The sequence below is a fragment of the Streptomyces sp. NPDC088910 genome (genome assembly GCF_044749865.1).
In the GTDB taxonomy this organism is placed as follows: domain Bacteria; phylum Actinomycetota; class Actinomycetes; order Streptomycetales; family Streptomycetaceae; genus Actinacidiphila.
Map to the genome: position 1 here is coordinate 623,923 of NZ_JBIVIV010000001.1, position 20,953 is coordinate 644,875.

The window sequence follows — 20,953 nt, forward strand, 5'->3', positions numbered from 1 at the left end:
TCCTGTGGTGTCCGCCGCCTGTTGAGTGGACGGACGAGGGCGCCCGCACCTTCCCGGTGCGGGCGCCCTCGCGCGTCACGGCCGACAACCCGTGCTATCTCGTGGCCAGTTGGGTGAACGTGCCGGTGCCGTGGACGCGGGTGACGCCCGGGGTGGCGTTCACGGTGAAGGAGACCAGGGCCGTACGGTCGGTGCCCGCGACGAGCACGTCGGGGCGGCCGACCGCGAAGGGCTCCGTCGGGGTACTGGCTGTGGCGGCGGCCGGTCCCTTGCCGTATTCACCGTGCACCAGCAGCGCGTTGCCGAAGTCGGCGCGTACGGCCAGCAGCGGGTTGGTCTCCGCGCCCCGGCCGCTGAGCAGGGCGACCGGGCCGAAGCCCGCGTCGCGCACGGCGGAGGCCGGAATCCAGCGACCATGCCGTCCCGCGGTGAGGCGTTCGACCGCGATCTCGGCGGTTTCCGGCCTGCGGAAGGCCAGCAGCAGCGAACCGTCCGCCGCGGTCACCGCTTCGGGCACCTCGCCGGGCACGCCGGTGTGCCGCAGGGGACGGCCGACCAGTTCGGCGCTCGGGGTGGACTGAGTCCACTGGTGGACCCCTTGGTGGCCCGCGGCGAAGACGTGGATCCGGCCGTCGTGGTCGACGGTCGCGGTCAGCCCCTCCTGGACCTGGCCGCCGGCGAGTTGCTGCCACGGCGACCACTGACCGGAGGCGTCGCGGACCCGCGTGCTCAGACCCTTGGAGGCGTTGCGGACGAAGACGTGGATCCGGCCGTCCTTGCCGATCACAGCGGTCGGCGGCCCGACCCTGCGGCCGCGGACCGGATTCGCCTCGGGGCTGCCGAGGCTGCGCCAGCCCCGGATCGCCCGGTCGCCGTCTTCGCCGGCGGACTTGCCCGAGGCACCCACCTGCTGGTCGAGCACCACGACCTCCCGGGTGTTGTCGCCCGGCGCGGCCGACAGACCGGAGAAGCGCAGGCCGAACAGCAGATGGTGGCCGTGCTTGTCGGTGACGACGCTGAGCGCGGGGGTCAGCGGGCCCCCGCCGAGGTCCTCAGGCGCATTCCAGTGTCCGCTTGCCGGCGCGGTCTCGGTCCAGCGGGCGGCCCGGGTGCCGAGCACGCCGTACACGGTGAGCCTGCCGTCCTTGGCGGCCACCGCCTGCGGACCAGAGGTCGGGTAGCGGTAGTGGGTGCTGCGGACCCAGCCGCGCGGGGACTTCAGCGCGTCGCCCTGGCCGACGCTGTAGTCACCGCAGCCGCCGGTGTCGCCGCACTTCCAGCCCGGAGCGCCGCCGTACACATCGAGCACGTCCGCCTTGAAGCGGACGGTGGCCTGCGGGAGATTGTGCGGCCAGCGCTGGTTGTAGTAGCCGCGGTAGGCCTCGGTGAGGAAGGTCGGGACCGGGCCGCCGCTCGCCGCGGCCTTCTCGGTCCACTGCGCCATGGCCCGCCAGGTGAACAGCGCGGTGGCGGTGTGGTCACGGTGGTCGGAGTAGCCGACCTGGTCGCTGTCGCGCGGGTACCGCGCGTTGTGGACCTGGATGTCCGGGTCGGGGTCCATGGTGCGGATCAGCGTCGGCCGGAAGGTGGTGAACAGGAAGGCGAGCGCGTCGATCAGCGTCTGCCGGTCGAAGGTGTGGGCGGCGCGTACCGGGCCGTCGGGCAGCGGTACGGTCCGTACCGTCCCGTCCACGGCCCAGAGCTTGTCGATGCCGAAGGTGCCGCCGCCGCGCACCGGAGTGTGCATGTCGATCCGCAGGAAGACCAACTCGGCCCGCCTGCCGTCGTGTTCGAGGGTGTTGACCTCGGCTGCGCCGCCGTGAGGCAGGGCGAGCGCGGTACGCGTCCACGGCGTGAAGATCTCCGCGCCGAGCATCCGCGCGTACGCCTGCCGCAGCCCCTGCTGCCGCGCGGAGACGTACGCGGGTACGTTCGCCAGCGGGCGCGGGTGGCCGGGGGCGCGGTTCACGCCGAAGGAGTCGCCGCTGGTCACGTAGACCGTGACGACCGGCACATGACGGTCGATGGTGGCGGCGGTGTCCGGATTCATGAAGTACAGGTCGTCGTCGGGGTGCGCGACCACCTGCATCACGAGCGGTGCGGCGGGGGCGCCGAAGGTGACCCGCGCGGAGGCGGGCAGTACACCGCCGGTCGGGGGCGGCCCGAAGACGACCGGCGCTCCCGTCATCCTCGGCTTGGCCGCGGTGCTCCGACCCGTACAACCCGCGACCGTGGCCGCCGCGAGTGCGCCCGCCATCGAACCCACCACGACCCGGCGTCCGGGACCCCTGCTTGCTTGTTCCAGCATTCGGTCCAACGTTCCGGCTCCGTTCACCTCTCGTGTGATCATTTCGACCACCCGCTGCACAAGAGGGACAATTTCGAGCCGGGGTTTCTTCGCTTTGATGTGACCGTCATCACATGTCCGGGTCAGGCAAGTACCGGAAGCAAAAGCCGAAAAGGCCGGAATGCATTGACCTGCGGAACCGGCTGGTCAGCCGCATGAAAAAGGGGAGCCGGACTCACCGCGAGTGAGTCCGACTCCCCGAATCGGAATGGCGCGCCCCGGTTACTCCGGGTGTCGCAACTGCCAGCCCGCCCAGGCCGAGGCCACCATCTCGCGCACGTCGTAGACGGCCTTCCAGCCCAGTTCCCTGCCGATCGCGTCGGCGGACGCCACGACCCTGGCCGGGTCGCCGGGCCGACGCGCGGTGACCTCCGGGGCGATCCCGGTGTGACCCGAGATCTCCTGGATGATGCCGACCATCTCCGCCACGGAGACGCCCTCGCCCCGGCCGATGTTCAGCACCAGGGCCGCCTTCGAGTCCTCGGTGAGCCGGCGGGCGGCGGCGACGTGCGCGGACGCGATGTCCTCGACGTGGATGTAGTCGCGGATGCAGGTGCCGTCCGGCGTCGGGTAGTCGTCGCCGAAGATCAGCGGAGTCCGGCCGCGGGAGAGCCGGTCGAAGACCATCGGCACCAGGTTGAAGATCCCCGGGTCGCCCAGCTCGGGGGCGGCCGCGCCCGCGACGTTGAAGTAGCGCAACGACGCGGTGGCCATCCCGTGCGCCCGCCCGACCGCGGTGACCAGCCACTCTCCGGCCAACTTGGTCTCGCCGTACGGGCTCATCGGCTCGCACGGGGTCTGCTCGGTGACCAGGTCCACGTCGGGCATTCCGTATACGGCCGCGGAAGACGACAGGACGAAGCGCTGCACCCGCGCCTCGACGGCGGCCTCGAGTACGGTCCGCAGACCCTCGACGTTCTCCCGGTAGTACCACAGCGGGCGCTCGACGGACTCTCCGACCTGCTTCTTCGCCGCGATGTGCACGATGCCCCGGACGTCGTGTTCGCTCAGCGTCCGGTCGAGCAGCGCCCGGTCCAGGACGGTGCCGCGTACCAACGGCACACCGGCCGGCAGGCGTTCGGGATCTCCGGTGCTCAGATCGTCGACGACGACCACCTGCTGTCCATCGGCAACGAGCGCCCTGACAACGTGCGAACCGATATAACCAGCGCCGCCGGTAATCATCCAGGTCATGGCCGAACCCTACCAACGGCGACCACGGGGAAGACCTGCCGGACCGAGCCGCCGCTCAGGGCGCGCACGGCAAGCGGGGCCGCACGGACGACTCCGGGAATCGACTCGGCGTTCCCGCCGCGTTCACCCGCTGTGCGATCATTTCCACCGCCTCGACTCACAGCGGGTGGCAGTGACACGGCTCCGGCGGAACCAGTGATCCACTTCACACATTCGATTGGCCCGCAGGTGAACAGCCATGGTCAGGAATTGCAACATTCGGCCAACTTGCTGATGTTTGGCATCCTTGACAGGATGCGTTGGCTGACCAATGAGAATGGGAGACACGTGCGCCGTGAGTGATTCGCTCCTGCCCTACGCGGTGGGCGCGGTAAAGCGCGCCCGCACCCTGGCGGTACGAGCCCGCCGCAAGGTCGAGCGGATGAACACTGTGCCCGCGCTCGGTACAGGCATCAGACCGCGACCGATGATCACCCCGGTCCACCTCTCAGTGCTCGGCGGCCGCACGCTGAACCTCGCGGTGCCCTTCTCCCGGCACACCGCCGGCCCCTCCGCGGCCCGCCTCGAACTGATCCACGGCAACCATCGGGTCAGTGTCGACCTCGCCCTGGAGCCGGAGTCCGACACGTCCCTGCTGCTCACCGCGACGGTACCGCTGCGGTACACCGAAGGTGAGAACGACACGGGGCGCGGGCTGCTGCTCAGTGCGGGGCTCTGGCGGTTCTGTGTCGTCGTCACGGACGAGGGCGGTCGTGAGACCAGATCCGACCTGGCCGCCCTGGCGTTCGCCGCGGTGCACGGCCCGATGCTCCCGACCTCGCCGTCCGAGTCCAGCGGCGCGGTCTTCCGGCCGGTGCGCTCGGTGGACGGCCGCGCCATGCTCAAGGTCACAGCCCCCGCCCACCAGGCCGAACTCGTCAGATTCGACCTGCTCTGGGACCGGGTGACCGTACACGGCCGACTGCTGGCCGCACGGCACCCGGTGACCGAGTACACCGCCGAGGTCGTACGCCGGGGAGCCAACAAATCCGTCTCGGCGGCGCTCGATTGGGACGGCGACAACTTCACCTTCGACCTGCCGTTGCGAGCCATGACCGACGGTCCGGGCGTCCAGCGCACCTGGGACGTCCAACTGCGCGGGGGGCGCGCCAAGCTGAAGGTCGCCAAGCGGCTCACCCAGGTGCGTCATCCCAAGCAGGTCTTCCGGACTCCCTTTCGCATCATCGCCCTGGACGACGGTTCCTTGACCCGTGCGCACGTCTATCTCACGCCTGCCGGTGCCCTTGCGGTGGCCTGCGCGGCCATCGGAACCAACGAGGACGCATGAAGATCACATTTCTGCTCACCTGGGGCGACGAGATGGGCGGCACGGAAATGGCCGCCTACACCCAGGCGATCCATCTCTCCGCCCGGCACGAAGTCGAAGTGCTGAGTGTCTTCAAGACCCGCCTGGAGCCGTTCTTCGCGGAGGCGAAGCAGATCAAGCGGCGCTACCTGGTGGACAGGACCGGCGCCTACGGGCGTCCGGTACGCCGCAGCACGCTGGACGAGGAAGCGTGCAGGACGCTGCAGTCGCTGCCCAGCGAACTGATCAAGCCGGTCTGGGAGAACACCTTCGACCAGCTCTCCGACATCGAGATGACCGCCGCGCTGCCCGCGCTCGACTGCGATGTGCTGATCACCACCTCCCCGGCCCTGATGGCCGCCGCCGCGGAACTGGCTCCGGCCCGTGTGGTGACCGTGCACGAAGAGCACCGCGCTTCCCAACTGCGCGGCGTAGCCGGTGAACCGCTGCTGGTGTACGGCCCGCGGATCGACGCCCTGGTGTCGCTGACCGAGCGCACGAACGACTGGTTCGCCGACTCGCTCGGCGACGCGGCGCCCGAGCTCGTCACCATTCCCAACGCGGTGTCCGACGGCTACCGCCCGCGCTCCGACCTCCAGAACAAGGTCATCGTGCTGGCCGCCCGCATGACCCCGGAAAAACAGCTCAACCACGCCATCCAGGCGTTCCACCAGATCTCCGGCGACTTCCCCGACTGGAAGCTCCGGATATTCGGCGACGGCCCCCAGGAAGTGCGGCTGCGCCAGCTCGTCGAAGGATTCGGCCTGCAACTGCGGGTCGAACTGGTGGGCCGCTCGCAGCAGATGGACGAGGAGTGGGCCAAGGCCGGGCTCTGTGTCCTGCCCTCGCGCAACGAAGCCTTCCCGCTGGTGCTCCTGGAGATGTTCGCCGCCGGTGTGCCGGTAGTGGCCTACGACATCGTCACCGGCCCGGCCGAGATCATCAGGCACGACGTGGACGGGCTGCTGGTGCCGCCCGGTGAGATCGACCTGCTGGCCGAGGCGATGGCCCGGCTGATCGGTGACGAGCAGACTCGGCACGCCTTCGGCAAGGCGGCGCGCGAGGGCGTCTACGAGCGCTTCAGCGGTGAGGACATCACCGCCCGCTGGGAGGAGTTGTTCACCCGGCTGGTGGCCGAGCGCGACAACCCGCAGCGCCTGGGACGACGTGCCGACCGGGCGGCGCTGCGGGTGGTGGCGGGCGGCACGCGCAACTTCACCGTGGCCGCGCCCGTCTCGCCGCTGGCGAATTCCACCGACGAGCAGAAGGCCCGGGAGGTGATGATCCAGGCGCAGGACCGCAAGCTGGTGCGCTCCGCGGGGCGGCTCGCCGAGGTCCGCGACGACGTCAACGGGCCCCAAATGCTCGCGACCAACCTGGAGATCAGCGCCACCGTCCTTGAGGACGTCGGCATTCCGTACGTCCTGCTGCGGGCCGACGGCGTCCAGCACCGGCTCGCGGTACCGGTCGAGGAACGGCCCCGGGTGCTTGAGGCGCTGGCCACCGCCCTGCACGGCAAGGCGGTCTACGCCGAGCTGATCTCCCCGCGTGGCGCCGCGCCCGGAGCGGTGCTGGCGGAACGGCTGCGGGACGTCGGCGAGGTGGCCGGGCTGCGGATCTTCAAGCCGGTGGTCACCGGCAGCCGTACCCTGCGCTACGGGCCCGCGTACGGCTGCAGCGTGGAGTTCTGGTCCGTCGACGAGGAAGACGGCTGGCGTTCCACCCCACGGGCCACGACGCTCCTTGGGCGCCGGTTGCCGTCCCTCGAACCCACCGCGAAGCTGCGGGTGGGCGAGCGGGACTACCCGACGCTCTCGCAGTTCACCAAGCAGTTGATGTGGGATGTCGACCAGCCCATCGACGTCGTCTACACCTGGGTGGACGGCGACGACACCGCATGGCAGGACCGCCGCAACGAGGCGCGCCGCCGACGCGGACTGCCGGTCTCGGAGAACACGGACGTCGACAACGGCGACGTGAGGTTCCGCAACCGCGACGAACTGCGCTACTCACTGCGGTCGCTGGAGATGTACGCGCCCTGGGTGCGCAACATCTATCTGGTGACCGACGACCAGGTGCCGCCCTGGCTCGACACGTCGTGCCCCGATGTGAAGGTGGTGAGCCACCGGGACATCTTCGCCGACCCGAGTTGCCTGCCCACCTTCAACTCGCACGCCATCGAGAGCCAGATCCACCGGATCGAGGGCCTGTCCGAGCACTTCCTTTATCTCAACGACGACGTCTTCATGGGCCGCCCGGTCACACCCGAGCTGTTCTTCCTCAGCAACGGCATGGCGAATTTCTTCCGGTCGCCGACCGCCGTACCGCCGACCGAGCCGTCGGACGAGGACGAGGGCTACTTCGCCGCGGCCAAGAACAACCGCAAACTGCTGGAGGACGCCTTCGGACGGACCGCCACGCAGAGCTTCCTGCACACGCCGCACGCGCTGCGCCGCAGCGTGCTCGCGGAGATCGGCGAGAGGTTCCCGGAGGAGGTGGCCAGGACCGCGGCCAACCCCTTCCGCGGCAACAGCGACCTGTCGATCACGTCGTCGCTGCACCACCACTACGGCTACCTGACCGGCCGCTGCGCGCCCGGCAGGATCTCGTGCAGCTACGTCAACGTCGGCAACTACGACCACCACTCGGTGCTCGGCCGACTGCTCGCGTCCCGCAACTACGATGTCTTCTGCATCGGCGAGTCGCCCGACGCCGAGGTGCCCGCCGAGGAGCAGGCGCGCGTGATGTACGCCTTCCTCAACGCCTACTACCCCGTGAAGTCCCGCTTCGAGCGGGACTGAACGGGGCAGGCGCCGGCGACAGCCCGCCCGGTGCCGGGCTACTCCTTCTCGAAGGGGCTCGGCACCGGGAAGTACGCGTCGAGGAACGGGGTGATCAGGTCCTTCTGGCCGGTCGCGTCGTTCTCCGTGGAGACCGTGTCGTTGATGCAGAAGACGGTCTTGTCGCGGTTGGCGAGCAGCCGGCCGAGCCGGGTCTCGGTCCAGGGGTGGGTCAGGTCCAGGTAGGTGTACGGCAGGTCGTTGGACGGGATCGCGCGCCTGGTGTGGAAGGCGTAGTAGTGGTGCAGCGACGAGGCGACGGAGATGTCGTCCATGCTGCGGAAGTGGCTGGACTCGGTGTGCCGGTACTCGGCGGCGAACTCGTCCTCGATCTCGTCCAGGACGCTGCGCCGCAGGGCGTGCGGCATGTGCTTCATCTTCTGCACGAGGACGGCGCCGTAGCGCTCCTCGATCAGCCGCCGGTTGTTCTTCCCGGCCGCCGCGACCGGCGGGTCGGCCTCCGTCTTCTCGCCCAGCGGCACCAGCGCGGGTGAGGGGAAGAACTTCGTCAGGCCGTTGGCGAGGAAGAAGTCCTGCGGCGTCACCTCGTTGCCGAGCAGCACGTCGTCGTTGAAGTACAGGAAGTGCTCCGACAGGCCCTCGATGTGGTGCAGTTGGCTCTCGATGGCGTGCGAGTTGAAGGTCGGCAGCGAGCCGGGCGAGCGGAAGATCTGCCGGTGGCTGACCACCTCGATGCCGGGGTGCTCGGTCTTCAGCCAGGACGGCGTCTGGTCGTCGGTGACCAGGAAGATCTTCCGGACCCACGGCGCGTACATGTGCAACGAGCGCAGTGAGTACCGCAGTTCGTCACGGCTGAGGTAGCGCGCCGCGTTGGCCGCCTCGTCGTGGTACGCCGCGCCGGTGAAGTCCGCGCGGCGGCGCAGCCACGCCGGGTCCGCGCCGTCCACCCAGGTGTAGACGACATCGACCGGGAAGCGGATCTCGTCGGTGGTGTGGATCGCGAAGTGCTCGCGGGTACGGACCTCGAAGCGCGGGCCCGCGCCGGTGTCGCGCGGCGCGAGGTCGGTGAAGAACGCCTCGGGCGCCTGCACGGTCTTGGCGTCGGCGGGGACGGCCTCGGCGAATTTGCCGGGGCGCGGCGCCACGAGCGCGCCGTCCTCCTCGCGCCAGAACTCGATGTCGCAGCCGTAGCGGGTGCCGAGCGCCAGGCCCTTGCTCTCGTCGGTGCGGTACCAGGTGAGGCGGAAGACCCCGGCGCCCGCCAGACGGCGCCAGGACGGCTGCTCGTAGCCCGGCAGCGACTCCTCGGGCACCGGGGAGTTCCCCTTGACCGCGGTCACGTAGCCGGGCTCCTCGGCGCACAGCGCGGTCAGCGCGGCGAGCACCGCCTCCCGGTCGCTCTCGTGGACGGCCACGGCCGAGGCGGTGTGCGAGCGGCCCCGTACGCAGAAGTGGTCGAGACCGGCGGCGGACAGGCAGCCGAGGACCGCGTCGAGGTTGGCCCTGCGGGCCGCCAGCGGGGTCACGCCGGGGACGATCAGCGCGACCTTCGCCTCGCGGTTGACCGTGATCACCGTGCGGTCCGGACGGTCCACCAGCGCCTGGTGGCGCTTGCCGACCCTGGCCGCCCTGGCCCGCTCGGCGGCGGCGGTCGCGCCCGCGATGCGCAGCTTCACCTGCTTGCGCAAGTCCGAGTCGACGCGGGAGGCGATCTTCCGTCGGGCGCTCTCCGGTACTGCTCGTCGGTAGACCCCCAGCAGTCGGGGTGCCTCGGGATTACGCACGGCGGGCGGCTCCTCATCGATTGCGGGGCCCGCCGCGACGCGGGCCGTTGACGTACGACGACGGCCCGTACGGTGGTCCGGGCCGATACCTCAAGTATGCCTTGCGTTCTCCAAGGGGCCGCGTGCGGTATACCTGTCCGGAACTCCGGCCGCGCGCGACGTTACACGTAATGCGGAATCAGGAATTCGGTTGCCCATCGTTGGGTGAATTCTTCATTGAGCAGCAAGGGCGCTTCGCGTAACTTTCCCCGACGCCTTGTTCGGCGCCCAAAGCAGGGCCACGGGCCGTCCTACGCTGACGCAGAGCGTGCGGGATCACGTGCGGATCCGTCCGCCGGGACCGCACTCGCCCAGCACTCACTCAGCACTTACCCAGCGCTCGCCCTGAATCCGCACCGCATCCGCCCTGCATCCGCGTACGGCGCCGAAAGTGATCTCATGCGACTGTCGATCGTAGTTCCCTGCTACAACGAAGAAGCCGTGATCGAGCTCTTCGACGTACGCATCCGGGAGACCCTCACGGCGCTCTCCGTCGATTACGAGCTGTGCTACGTCGACGACGGCAGCTCCGACCGCACCCTGGAGCGGCTGCGGGCCCTGGCCGAGAACCGCGAGGCGAGCACGCGATACGTGTCCTTCAGCCGGAACTTCGGCAAGGAGGCGGGCATCCTGGCCGGGCTCAAGGAGACGACCGGGGACGCGGTGGTCGTGATGGACGCCGACCTCCAGCACCCGCCGGAGCTGATCGCGCGCATGCTGGAGCTGCACCGCGCCGGGCACGACCAGGTGATCGCGCGGCGCACCCGCGAGGGCGACAAGAAGCTGCGCACGGCCGCCAGTCGGCTCTACTACCGGATGATCAACAAGTGGGTGGACGTCGAACTGACCGACGGCGTCGGGGACTTCCGGCTGCTGTCGCGGCGCGCGGTCGACGCGCTGCTCGCGATGCCGGAGTACAACCGCTTCTCCAAGGGCCTTTTCTCCTGGATCGGCTTCGACACCGTCACCTTCGACTACCGCAATGCCGCGCGGGAGGCGGGCGAGACGAAGTGGCACTTCGGCGCGCTCATCAATTACGGCATGGACGGGCTGATCTCGTTCAACAACCGGCCGTTGCGGCTGGCCATCTATCTGGGAATGGCGCTCAGTGCCGTCGCGGCGGCGTATGCCGTGGTCGTCACCGTCATGGCGATGATCAAGGGGCCCGACGCGCCCGGTTATGTGACGCTGCTCGTCGCCGTCGTCGGTCTGGGCGGGCTCCAGATGCTGATGCTGGGGTTGATAGGCGAGTACATTGGGCGCATCTACTACGAGACCAAGCGACGGCCGCACTTCCTGGTCAAGGAGACGAACGCGCCGCGGGCCTTCGGGGTGGCACGGCAGGCCGGCGCCGCACCGACGAGCGCGTCGCTGCCCCGGATGGAGATCCGTTGAGCCTGGCCGGCACCCGCTCACCGCAACTGCTCCAGATCGTGCGGTTCGCCCTCGTGGGCGGGGTCAACACCGCCACCTTCTACGGCTTCTACCTGGCCCTGCACCCGTGGATGCCGTACTTCGCCGCGTACACCCTGGCGTTCGTGCTCAGCATGATCGGGTCGTTCTTCCTGAACACGTACTTCACGTACCGGACGCGGCCCACCTGGCGGAAGTTCCTGCTCTTCCCGCTGACCAACCTGACCAATTACGTGGTCACGAGCGTCGGCGTCTACGCCCTCGTGGAGTGGGCGGGCATGAACGACAAGATCGCCCCGCTGGCCGCCGCGGCAGCCGCCATCCCCTTCACCTACCTGCTGAGCCGCCGGATTCTCACCCCGCCGTCCGCGCTCGCCGAGCCCGACCCGAACCGCCCCTCCCCGGCCCACGCGGACGCCTGACCCACCCCGACCGGCCCCCTTCCCAGGGGGCCGGTCGCGCGTTTACTTGAACGGGTCGAAGCCGTGGTACTCCTCTTCGGCGTCGTCCCGCTCGGCCTGCTTGTCGCGGCGGCGGGTGACGGCGGCGCGGGGGGCGTCGAAACGGTGGTCCTCGCCGCGGCGGCCGAGCATTTCGGCGCCGGCGGCCATGCTGGGCTCCCAGTCGAAGACGACGGCGTCCTCGTCGGGGCCGATGGCGACGGCGTCGCCGGCGTTGGCGCCGGCCTTGAGGAGGGCGTCCTCGACGCCGAGGCGGTTGAGGCGGTCGGCGAGGTAGCCGACGGCCTCGTCGTTGGAGAAGTCGGTCTGGCGGACCCAGCGTTCGGGCTTCTCGCCGTGCACGCGGTACAGGCTCTCGCCGTCGTGGGTGACGGTGAACCCGGCGTCGTCGACGGCCTGCGGGCGGATGACGACGCGGGTGGACTCCTCCACCGGCTTGGCGGCCCGCGTCTCGGCGACGATCTTCGCCAGGGCGAACGACAGCTCGCGCAGCCCCTCGTGGGAGACGGCCGACACCTCGAAGACCTGGTAGCCGCGGCTCTCCAGCTCCGGCCTGATGATCTCGGCGAGGTCGCGCCCGTCGGGCACGTCGATCTTGTTGAGCACGATCAGCCGCGGCCGGTCCTCCAACCCGCCGCCGTACGCCCGCAGTTCCTCTTCAATGATGTCGAGGTCGCTGGCGGGGTCGCGGTCGGACTCCAGCGTCGCGGTGTCCAGCACGTGCACGAGCACCGAGCAGCGCTCGACGTGCCGCAGGAACTCCAGGCCGAGGCCCTTGCCCTGGCTGGCGCCGGGGATCAGACCCGGTACGTCCGCGATCGTGTAGACGGTCGAACCGGCCGTCACCACACCGAGGTTGGGCACCAGCGTGGTGAACGGGTAGTCGGCGATCTTCGGCTTGGCGGCCGACAGCACCGAGATCAGCGAGGACTTGCCCGCGCTCGGGTAGCCGACCAGCGCCACGTCCGCGACCGTCTTCAGTTCCAGGACGATGTCCCGCGCCACACCGGGCTCGCCGAGCAGCGCGAAGCCGGGCGCCTTGCGGCGGGCCGAGGCCAGCGCCGCGTTGCCGAGGCCGCCGCGACCGCCCTGGCCCGCGATGAAGGTGGTGCCCTGGCCGACGAGGTCGGCCAGCACATTGCCGTCCTTGTCCTGCACCACCGTGCCGTCGGGCACCGGCAGCACCAGGTCCGTACCCTCCTTGCCCGACCGGTTGCCGCCCTCGCCGGGCTTGCCGTTGGTCGCCTTGCGGTGCGGGCTGTGGTGGTAGTCGAGCAGCGTCGTGACGTCCTGGTCGACGACGAGGATCACGTCGCCGCCCCGGCCGCCGTTCCCGCCGTCGGGGCCGCCCAGCGGCTTGAACTTCTCCCGGTGAACGGAGGCGCAGCCGTGGCCTCCGTTACCCGCGGCGACATGCAGCTCGACGCGGTCCACGAAGGTGGTCATGGCATTCCTCCAGATACGTACGGGGTGGTGCGGATGTGCACGGGGTGGTGCGGTACGCGCGCTTTCACGCGTTCCAAGACGTAACACGCCGAGGGCGGCCCCGCTTCCCTGGTCGGGAAGCGAGGTCCGCCCTCGGAGGTGAAACTGTGTCGCTCTACGGTGCCTGGATCAGGCGGCCGGAACGATGTTCACTACACGACGCCCACGCTTGGTGCCGAACTCGACCGCACCGGCGGAGAGGGCGAACAGCGTGTCGTCCTTGCCGATGCCGACGCCGGAGCCGGGGTGGAAGTGCGTGCCGCGCTGGCGGACGATGATCTCACCGGCGTTGACGACCTGGCCGCCGAAGCGCTTGACGCCGAGCCGCTGAGCGTTGGAGTCGCGACCGTTCCGAGTGGACGATGCGCCCTTCTTGTGTGCCATCTCTCCTCAGTCCCTTACTTCGCAGCCGTGGGGATGCCGGTGATCTTCAGCGCCGTGTACTGCTGGCGGTGACCCTGGCGACGGCGGTAGCCGGTCTTGTTCTTGTAGCGCAGGATGTCGATCTTCTGGCCCTTGTGGTGGTCCACGATCTCGGCCTCGACCTTGACACCGGCCAGCACCCACGGGTCGCTGGTGACGGCGTCGCCGTCGACGACGAGCAGCGTCGAGAGCTCGATCGCGTCGCCCACCTTGCCCGTGGGAATCTTGTCAACCTCAACGATGTCGCCGACAGCCACCTTGTGCTGACGACCACCGCTACGCACGATTGCGTACACGCGGATCTCACTCTCTCGCTCTTGAAATCGGACCCCTGATGCCAGCCGTCCCGATGGTGCGCGGGGGGCCTCTCCCGGCGGACCGGGAGGGATTTGCTCAGAAGTGGGCGCACAAACGCCGAAGGTCAAGACTACGGAGGGCCTCCGGCCCGGTCAAATCCGCCCTCCCGCACCCGTGAACGGTCGCGCGCCCCGTCACGGCACCGGCAAAGTGCGCTGCCATCGCGCAAGGGCATGTTTTTAGGGGCGCGGGGAACTGCGCGGCCGGCCCCCGCCGGGCTGTCAGCCAGAAGACCACCGCATCTGCCCCGCTGGGGCCGGTTCCTGGGCCGCGCCACCACCGGTGGCCGAGCGCGCAGTTCCCCCGCGCCCCCGGCGGGGCACAGCCCACCCGCAGGGTGGACGCGCGTGGCCCGCGCCCGGGGCAGGGCGCGGGCCACGCGGGGCCGGACTACTCGGAGGGCGCGGCCGACTTCTTGGCGGCAGCCTTCTTCGTGGTCGTCTTCTTGGCCGCGACCTTCTTCGTCGCCGTCTTCTTGGCGGCAGCCTTCTTCGTGGCGGCCTTGCGCGGCGCCCGCTTCTTGGGCTCCGCGTCAGCGGCATCGGCGGCCGGTGCCTCGGCCGGGACGACCACGACAGCCGCGTCGTCGGCGCCCGAAGGCGACCCGGCGGGAGCCGTCACCTTGCGCGTGGCACGACGACGGGCGCGCGCCGGGGGCTCCGTGGAGACCTCGGGCTCGGGCGCGGCCTCGACCGGGGCCGTGGGGGCCTCGGCGGGGACGACCACGACGGCGGCGTCCTCGGAGACCGCGGGAGACCCGGCGGGAGCCGTCACCTTGCGGGTGGCGCGACGACGGGCGCGGGCCGGGGGCTCCGTGGAGACCTCGGGCTCGACGGTCGGCGCCTGCTCGATGACGGGCTCGCTGACCGGGACGACCACGACGGCCGGTTCCGGCTCGTGGTCGGCCGCGGGCGGCGCGCCCGCGGGCGAGGTGGCCTTACGGGCGCCGCGCCGCCGGGAGCGGCCGCGGCTGCCGTGGGCGGCGGCCTCGGCCTCGGCCGCGGTGCCGAACCACTCCTCCTCGGGGTCGCCGACGGTCGGCACCAACTCGGCCTCGCCGACCTCGATCGGCTCCAGCTCGGGCAGTTCGTCGGCCGAGTCGACCGAGTCGGCGTCGTCCGCGTCTGCCTCCAGCACGTGCTCGTTCTCGTGCTCGTGGTCGTGACCGTCGCCCGCCGCGCCGCCGTTGCCGGACTTGCCGCGCCGCTTGCGCTTGCCGCCGCCACCGCCGGTGGTGGTCGCCTGGTCCATGTGGACGATGACGCCGCGCCCGTTGCAGTGCACGCAGGTCTCGGAGAAGGACTCCAGCAGGCCCTGGCCGACCCGCTTGCGGGTCATCTGCACCAGGCCGAGCGAGGTGACCTCGGCCACCTGGTGCTTGGTCCGGTCCCGGCCCAGGCACTCCAGCAGCCGCCGCATGACCAGGTCGCGGTTGGACTCCAGGACCATGTCGATGAAGTCGATGACGACGATGCCGCCGAGGTCCCGCAGCCTGAGCTGGCGGACGATCTCCTCGGCCGCCTCCAGGTTGTTGCGGGTGACGGTCTCCTCCAGGTTGCCGCCCTGCCCGGTGAACTTGCCGGTGTTGACGTCGACCACGACCATCGCCTCGGTCTTGTCGATCACCAGCGAACCGCCGGACGGCAGCCACACCTTGCGGTCCAGCGCCTTCAGAAGCTGCTCGTCGATGCGGTACGTCGCGAAGACGTCGATCTCCGAGGTCCAGCGCGACAGCCGGTCCGCCAGGTCGGGCGCGACGTGGGTGACGTACTCGTGGATCGTGCTCCACGCCTCGTCACCGCTGACGATGACCTTCGAGAAGTCCTCGTTGAAGATGTCGCGGACGACGCGGACGGTCATGTCCGGCTCGCCGTAGAGCAGCGTCGGCGCGTTGCCGCTCTTGGCCTTCTTCTGGATGTCCTCCCACTGTGCCTGGAGGCGTTCGACGTCGCGGCGCAGCTCGTCCTCGCTGGCGCCCTCCGCGGCGGTGCGGACGATGACGCCCGCGTCCTCGGGGACGATCTTCTTGAGGATGGTCTTCAGCCGGGCCCGCTCGGTGTCGGGGAGCTTGCGGCTGATGCCGGTCATCGAGCCCTCGGGCACGTACACCAGGTAGCGGCCGGGCAGCGAGACCTGGCTGGTCAGGCGGGCGCCCTTGTGGCCGATCGGGTCCTTCGTCACCTGGACGAGGACCGGCTGGCCGGACTTGAGCGCGGACTCGATACGGCGCGGGCCGTTGCCCATGCCGAGCGCCTCGAAGTTGACCTCGCCCGCGTACAGGACGGCGTTGCGGCCCTTGCCGATGTCGACGAACGCGGCCTCCATGGACGGCAGCACGTTCTGCACCTTGCCCAGGTAGACGTTGCCGACGTAGCTGGTGGCCTGCTCCTTGTTGACGTAGTGCTCGACGAGGACGTTGTCCTCCAGCACGCCGATCTGGGTGCGCTCGCCGTTCTGCCGGACCACCATGACGCGCTCGACGGCCTCGCGGCGCGCCAGGAACTCCGCCTCGGTGATGATCGGCACGCGGCGGCGACCCTGCTCGCGGCCCTCCCGGCGGCGCTGCTTCTTGGCCTCCAGGCGCGTGGAGCCCTTGATGGACTGCACCTCGTCGGCGCCGGTGCCGCCACCGGACTCCGACTTCTGGCGCGGCTCGCGGACCTTGACGACCGTGCGCTCCGGGTCGTCGCCGCCGTTGGCGGAGTCGTCGGCGCCGGAGTCGGAACCGCGACGGCGACGGCGCCTGCGGCGACGGCTGGTGCTGGAACCCGAGCCGTGGTCGTCGTCGTGCGCCGACTCGTCGGCGGAGTCCTCCTCGTCGTCGCCCTCGGACGACTCGTCCTCGTCGTCGGAGGAGGCGGTGTCCTCGTGCTCGCTGGACTCGCCCCGGCGACGGCGGCGACCGCCGCGGCGGCGACGGCGAGACGGGCGGTCATCGCCGTCGTGCTCGCCGTCGGCGTCCGCGTCGTTGTCCTGCTCGTCGTCCGCGTCGGGGTCGGCCTCGTCCACGTCCACGGCGGTGGCCGCCTCGGCGGTCACCGGCTCCGCGGCGGAGCCGCCACGGCGACGGCGACGGCGGCGCGGGCCGCTGTCCCGCTCCTCGGTCTCGTCCTCGTCGGCGACGGCGGGCTCCTCCGCGACGGCGCCGGCCGCCACGGGCTCGGCCGTGGGCGCCTGGAAGACCGGCGGCTGGAAGACGGCCGTCGGCGGACGCGACGCCCTGCGGCGTCCGCGCGCCGGGCGCTCCTCGGTCCTGACCTCAAGGGTGATGGACGCGACGGGGATGCCGAACGCCTCGGCGAGGGCGGCCACCGCGTTGGCGTTCGCCTCCTCGACCGTCTGGCCGTAGCCGCGGATCTCGTACGCGTCGTCGACCTCGACGTTCCACTCGTCGCCGTCCTGGAGCGCCTTCCCGGTGTACTCGAAGCGCTCTTCCGGCGTGTCGTGCGCACTGGCGGTGACGGTGTCGCTCTCGGCCTCGGCCTCGTCCCGCGGTGCCAGCGCGCCCGGCTTCAGCCGCCGGGAGCCGTCGCCCGCGGAGAACGTCGCCGCAGGGGCTCCGGCCGTGCGCTTGCGCGACCGCCGGGCGCGCGGCTCCGGCTCGGCGGCCGGGGCGGGCGGCGCCACGGGCGCCGCGGGTGCGGGGGCCTCGGCGATCTCGCCCGCGGTGCCGTCGGCGGCGGGCGCCTCGGCGGGCGCGGCCACCTTGCGCGTGGCACGGCGGCGGGCACGCGGCGGGGCCGCGTCCCCGGCGGGGGCCTCGGCGGCGGCGGGGGCCTCGGCGGCGGGCTCGGCGGTCACCGCGTCGGGCGTACCGCCGTCAGGGGCATCGCCCGCAGCGGTCTCGTCGGCGGTGGAGGCGGCCGGGGCGGCCACCTTGCGCGTGGCGCGACGGCGGGCGCGCGGCGGGGCCGCGTCCCCAGCGGGGGCCTCGGCGGCGGCGGGCTCGGCGGTCGCCGGGGCGGGCGTACCGCCGTCAGGGGCATCGCCCGAGGCGGTCTCGTCCGCCGTCGAGGCGGCCGGGGCCGCCACCTTGCGCGTGGCCCGGCGGCGAGCGCGCGGCGGCGCGGCGGGGGCCTCGTCGGAGGCGGCGGTGTCGTCAGCGGCGGAGCCGGACGCCGCAGCGGTGTCCGTACCGCCGTCAGGGGCATCGCCCGCAGCGGTCTCGTCGGCGGTGGACGCGGCCGGGGCGGCCACCTTGCGCGTGGCGCGACGGCGAGCGCGCGGCGGGGCGGCCGCCTCGGACGCGGAGGCGTCATCGGAGGCCGGAGCCAGGCTCTCGGCGGTCTCGGAACTCATGGGGGCGGCCGTGGCGGCGTCGGAGGCGGCCTCGTCACCGGCGGTCACGGCCGGGGCCGCGACCTTGCGGGTGGCGCGACGACGAGCGCGCGGCGGGGCGGCCGCCTCGGACGCGGAGGCGTCGTCGGAGGCCGGAGCCGGGGCCTGGGCCGCGGGCTCGGCGGGGGCGGAGCCGCCGGCGGCGTCGGTCGGGGGGCCCGCGGGGCGGGAGGCGGCCCGGCGGCGGCGCGGCGGCGCGGCCTCGGCGGCGGGCTCGGATGTGGGGGTGGGTTCGTTGGAGTCGGTCTGGTCGTGCATTCGGGCAATGCTCCCGTCGAGCTCCCGGGCGCCGCGTCCATGTCCGGTGCGGCGGGCCGCTTGGTCGCGGTGCCGCTGTCCGGGGGCGCGGGCGCCGCACGGGAGCTGCTGTGTCGCTCGTCGGCACCGCGTCGGCGGGTCGACGAAAGTCTCATGTGGTCTGCGGCGCCGGACCCGGGTGGCTCCCTGGTGCGTCGGCGACGCGTGACGACGTGGCTACGCGGACCCGGCAGGTACCGTCACAGCGTCGCGATCATGCGCGAGCGGGTCGGTGACCGTGCCGGACTCCTCGTCGAGCGGCCCCTGCGCCAGCCTGGTCACCGCTGCGGGGACCGGCGGCGCGAGGTCGGCCGTCGCATGGAGGCCGGACAGTACGTCGTCGGGCCGTACGGCAGGTGTCAGGTGCCGTACAACCAGCCGCAGTATCGCACAGGCGCGGTCCTGCGGCCTATCGGCACCCTGTTCGGACATGTCCGCGTCGTGCCCGGCGCCGTTGTCCGGCGTGTCGTCCACGACTTCCAGGCGCGTGACGGCGCCGCGGGTGTCGAACGTGCGGATGCCGTTCTTCGTCTTGCGCTGTACTTCCACGATCTCCGCGGCGAGGAACGCCGCGACGGCCTGTCGTGCCTCGGCCGGGTCGACACCGTCGAGCCTGACCTGCCAGACGGACGCCTCGAGGCGTTCGGCGAGTCCCGAGGTCCGGGCCTCGACCGCCTCGATGACGTCGAGTCCCGCGGGCAGCGACTCGTCGAGCAGCAGCCGCAGCTTCTCCGGGTCGACGCTGCGCGCGAGGGCGATCTCCAGATACTCCGCCTCGCTGCCGACGCCGGTGGGTGCGGCGTTGGCGTACGACACCTTGGGGTGCGGGGTGAAGCCCGCCGAGTACGCCATCGGCACCTCGGCGCGGCGCAGGGCCCGCTCGAAGGCGCGCTGGAAGTCGCGGTGGCTGGTGAACCGGAGGCGGCCACGCTTGGTGTAGCGCAGTCGAATGCGCTGCACCGCCGGTGCGGGCGGCGGACCTTCGGGCTGTCGCTTGCCCAGTGTCGTTCAGTCCCTCGTGCGTACTCGTGTCCCGGGAGCCCGTCACCGGGCCCGCTTGTCTTTCACAAGGTTACGCCGCGTCGCGCGTTGCTGTTGACGGGTGACCCCCGCCCTGTGGACAACCCGGGGTCGACAGTCTCGGGGGAACGCCCTGAACCGGTGCCGGTCCCCCGCTCAGCGGTGGGTCGGCGGACGCCGCTTGGCGAGGTCGGGGCCGGGCTGCTTACGGTGGCGGGCCGCCGGCCGGGGCAGCGCTTGCGTGGCGTGCGCGCTCGCCACCAGCGCGTCGGCGGGATCGGGCGCCTCTGATACGTCGGCCGCGTCCGTCGCCGGTGCCGGACCGAACGCCCCCGGCTCGTACCCGGCCCGCCGCGGCGGCAGCCGCCGCTCGGCGGCGCCGACCGGATCGCCGAAGAGCGCCCTGCGGGTCTCGGCGCGCAACTCGCGCAGCGAGCGGCGGGCGTCGGCGACCGCGTCCTTGACCGGCTGCCGGACCGCGCGCCGGTACCAGCGGCCCGCGGCCCGTACGGCGCGCAGTGCGGGAGCGCCGGTCCGGCTCCAGACCCAGGCGGCGGGGACCGCGATCAGCACGCGGGCCAGCCACGCGACGCCGCGGCCGACGGCGCGCGAGACATAGCCGGTCACCCGCCAGGCGTGGCCGAGCGCCGCGCCGATCTCGCGTGCGACGGGGACGACGACGCGCCGCCACACGAAGCCGACCGGCAGCACGACCAAGGTTCTGACCAGCCAGAGCAGGCCGAGCCACGTCATCCGCAGCGTCCACGCGAGGCCGCGGCCGACCGGCGTGAGCACGTACCGCCACAGCGCGGCCAGCGGCCACACCAGCGCGTACCGCACGAAGAAGACGACAGCCGCGGCGAGTGCGAGGGCGACGGGCACCAGGAGGGAGTGCCAGAGCCAGCGGGCGGGCACGGCGAGGAGGTAGTGGCCGAGCCAGGAGGCGCCCGCGCCCAGGCCCGCACCGAGGGTCAGCAGCGTCCAGCGGACGGCGCGGCCGACGGGCGCGAGGACGTACGTGTAGAGGGCGGTCAGGGGGACGACGAGCAGCCAGTGCGCGAGCAGTCCCGTGCCGGCGCCGAGCATGCGCAGTGTCCAGGCGGCGGCGTGGCCGAGCGGTACGAGCACGTACCGCCACAGGGCGACGAGCGGGACCACGACCAGGTAGCGGGTCAGGAAGACGGCCGGGATCACCACCAGGGTGCGCACCGCCCAGGCGAGCGCGGCGCCGAGGACCCGCAGCGGCGGGAGCAGCAGGCGGCGCCATGTCCAGCGCAGTCCGGCCGAGGTCGCGCGCCCGGCCGTCGCGAGCGCGTCCCAGAGCAGGCGCAGCGGCAGCACGACGGCGAAGGCGACAAGACGGACCGGCATACGTATGGCGACGGTCAGGCAGCCGTCGCCGCTCCCCCGCGGGTGTTCCAGAGCCATGCGGTGAACCTACCCGCAGGGCTTGGCGGGTTGGCGTACCGCGCGGTGTCCGCAGCCGGATCGGCACCCGGCGGATACCGCCCGGAGACGTCGCGCGGCGGCGGCCGGGCGCATGACACGGCCGCGTGACACGGCCGCGTGGCACGGCCGCGCACACGGGCCGGAGCGCGGCTCGACGTACTCCGGCGAGCACTTCTGCGAGTACGGCTCCACGCACGCCT

13 protein-coding genes are annotated in these 20,953 nt (G+C 71.6%); 4 read left to right on the forward strand and 9 right to left on the reverse strand.

The window, feature by feature from the left end:
- Window positions 1-94: 94 nt before the first annotated feature.
- The gene (locus ACIP4Z_RS02725; protein WP_401304520.1) at window positions 95-2,257 is read right to left on the reverse strand and encodes a PIG-L family deacetylase; all 2,163 of its coding nucleotides are present in this window, start codon (window positions 2,255-2,257) and stop codon (window positions 95-97) included.
- A gap of 312 nt (window positions 2,258-2,569) precedes the next feature.
- Window positions 2,570-3,541, reverse strand: a complete 972-nt coding sequence (gene galE, locus ACIP4Z_RS02730) for a UDP-glucose 4-epimerase GalE (protein WP_391047568.1) — start codon at window positions 3,539-3,541, stop codon at window positions 2,570-2,572.
- Window positions 3,542-3,875: 334 nt separating this feature from the next.
- Between galE and ACIP4Z_RS02735 the strand changes: the two genes are divergently transcribed.
- Both ACIP4Z_RS02735 and ACIP4Z_RS02740 read left to right on the forward strand, forming a co-directional pair.
- Entirely contained in the window at window positions 3,876-4,868 is a 993-nt protein-coding gene (locus ACIP4Z_RS02735) for a hypothetical protein (RefSeq protein ID WP_401304524.1), read from the forward strand.
- On the forward strand, window positions 4,865-7,687 hold the full coding sequence (locus ACIP4Z_RS02740; protein ID WP_391160344.1) for a stealth conserved region 3 domain-containing protein: 2,823 nt from the start codon (window positions 4,865-4,867) through the stop codon (window positions 7,685-7,687). The genes ACIP4Z_RS02735 and ACIP4Z_RS02740 overlap by 4 nt, the downstream gene beginning before the upstream one ends.
- 38 nt (window positions 7,688-7,725) lie before the next feature.
- On the opposite strand, the gene ACIP4Z_RS02745 is transcribed toward ACIP4Z_RS02740, so the two are convergent.
- Window positions 7,726-9,471 carry a stealth family protein gene (locus tag ACIP4Z_RS02745; RefSeq protein ID WP_355348962.1) on the reverse strand — a complete coding sequence of 582 codons (1,746 nt, stop codon included), beginning with the start codon at window positions 9,469-9,471 and terminating at the stop codon, window positions 7,726-7,728.
- A gap of 438 nt (window positions 9,472-9,909) precedes the next feature.
- Between ACIP4Z_RS02745 and ACIP4Z_RS02750 the strand changes: the two genes are divergently transcribed.
- Complete coding sequence (locus ACIP4Z_RS02750) at window positions 9,910-10,905, forward strand: glycosyltransferase family 2 protein (RefSeq protein WP_355348965.1); 996 nt, start codon at window positions 9,910-9,912, stop codon at window positions 10,903-10,905.
- Window positions 10,902-11,345: a GtrA family protein gene (locus tag ACIP4Z_RS02755; protein ID WP_355348968.1), complete on the forward strand. Its 444-nt coding sequence runs from the start codon at window positions 10,902-10,904 to the stop codon at window positions 11,343-11,345. Before ACIP4Z_RS02750 ends, ACIP4Z_RS02755 begins: the two co-directional genes overlap by 4 nt.
- Window positions 11,346-11,387: 42 nt before the next feature.
- On the opposite strand, the gene obgE is transcribed toward ACIP4Z_RS02755, so the two are convergent.
- From obgE to ACIP4Z_RS02785, 6 genes are all read right to left on the reverse strand, one after another.
- A complete protein-coding gene (gene obgE / locus ACIP4Z_RS02760; RefSeq protein WP_355348971.1) occupies window positions 11,388-12,830 on the reverse strand; it encodes a GTPase ObgE in 1,443 nt (480 codons plus the stop codon).
- A 168-nt stretch (window positions 12,831-12,998) separates the two neighbouring features.
- A complete protein-coding gene (gene rpmA / locus ACIP4Z_RS02765) occupies window positions 12,999-13,253 on the reverse strand; it encodes a 50S ribosomal protein L27 (RefSeq protein ID WP_031514533.1) in 255 nt (84 codons plus the stop codon).
- A gap of 14 nt (window positions 13,254-13,267) precedes the next feature.
- Entirely contained in the window at window positions 13,268-13,588 is a 321-nt protein-coding gene (gene rplU, locus ACIP4Z_RS02770; RefSeq protein ID WP_355348975.1) for a 50S ribosomal protein L21, read from the reverse strand.
- Window positions 13,589-14,039: 451 nt separating this feature from the next.
- Window positions 14,040-18,245, reverse strand: coding sequence for a ribonuclease E/G (locus ACIP4Z_RS02775; protein ID WP_401304532.1), 4,206 nt, complete (start codon window positions 18,243-18,245; stop codon window positions 14,040-14,042).
- A gap of 216 nt (window positions 18,246-18,461) precedes the next feature.
- Window positions 18,462-19,244 carry a TIGR03936 family radical SAM-associated protein gene (locus ACIP4Z_RS02780; RefSeq protein ID WP_401304535.1) on the reverse strand — a complete coding sequence of 261 codons (783 nt, stop codon included), beginning with the start codon at window positions 19,242-19,244 and terminating at the stop codon, window positions 18,462-18,464.
- A 216-nt stretch (window positions 19,245-19,460) separates the two neighbouring features.
- Window positions 19,461-20,732: a hypothetical protein gene (locus ACIP4Z_RS02785; protein WP_401304538.1), complete on the reverse strand. Its 1,272-nt coding sequence runs from the start codon at window positions 20,730-20,732 to the stop codon at window positions 19,461-19,463.
- Window positions 20,733-20,953: the final 221 nt, after the last annotated feature.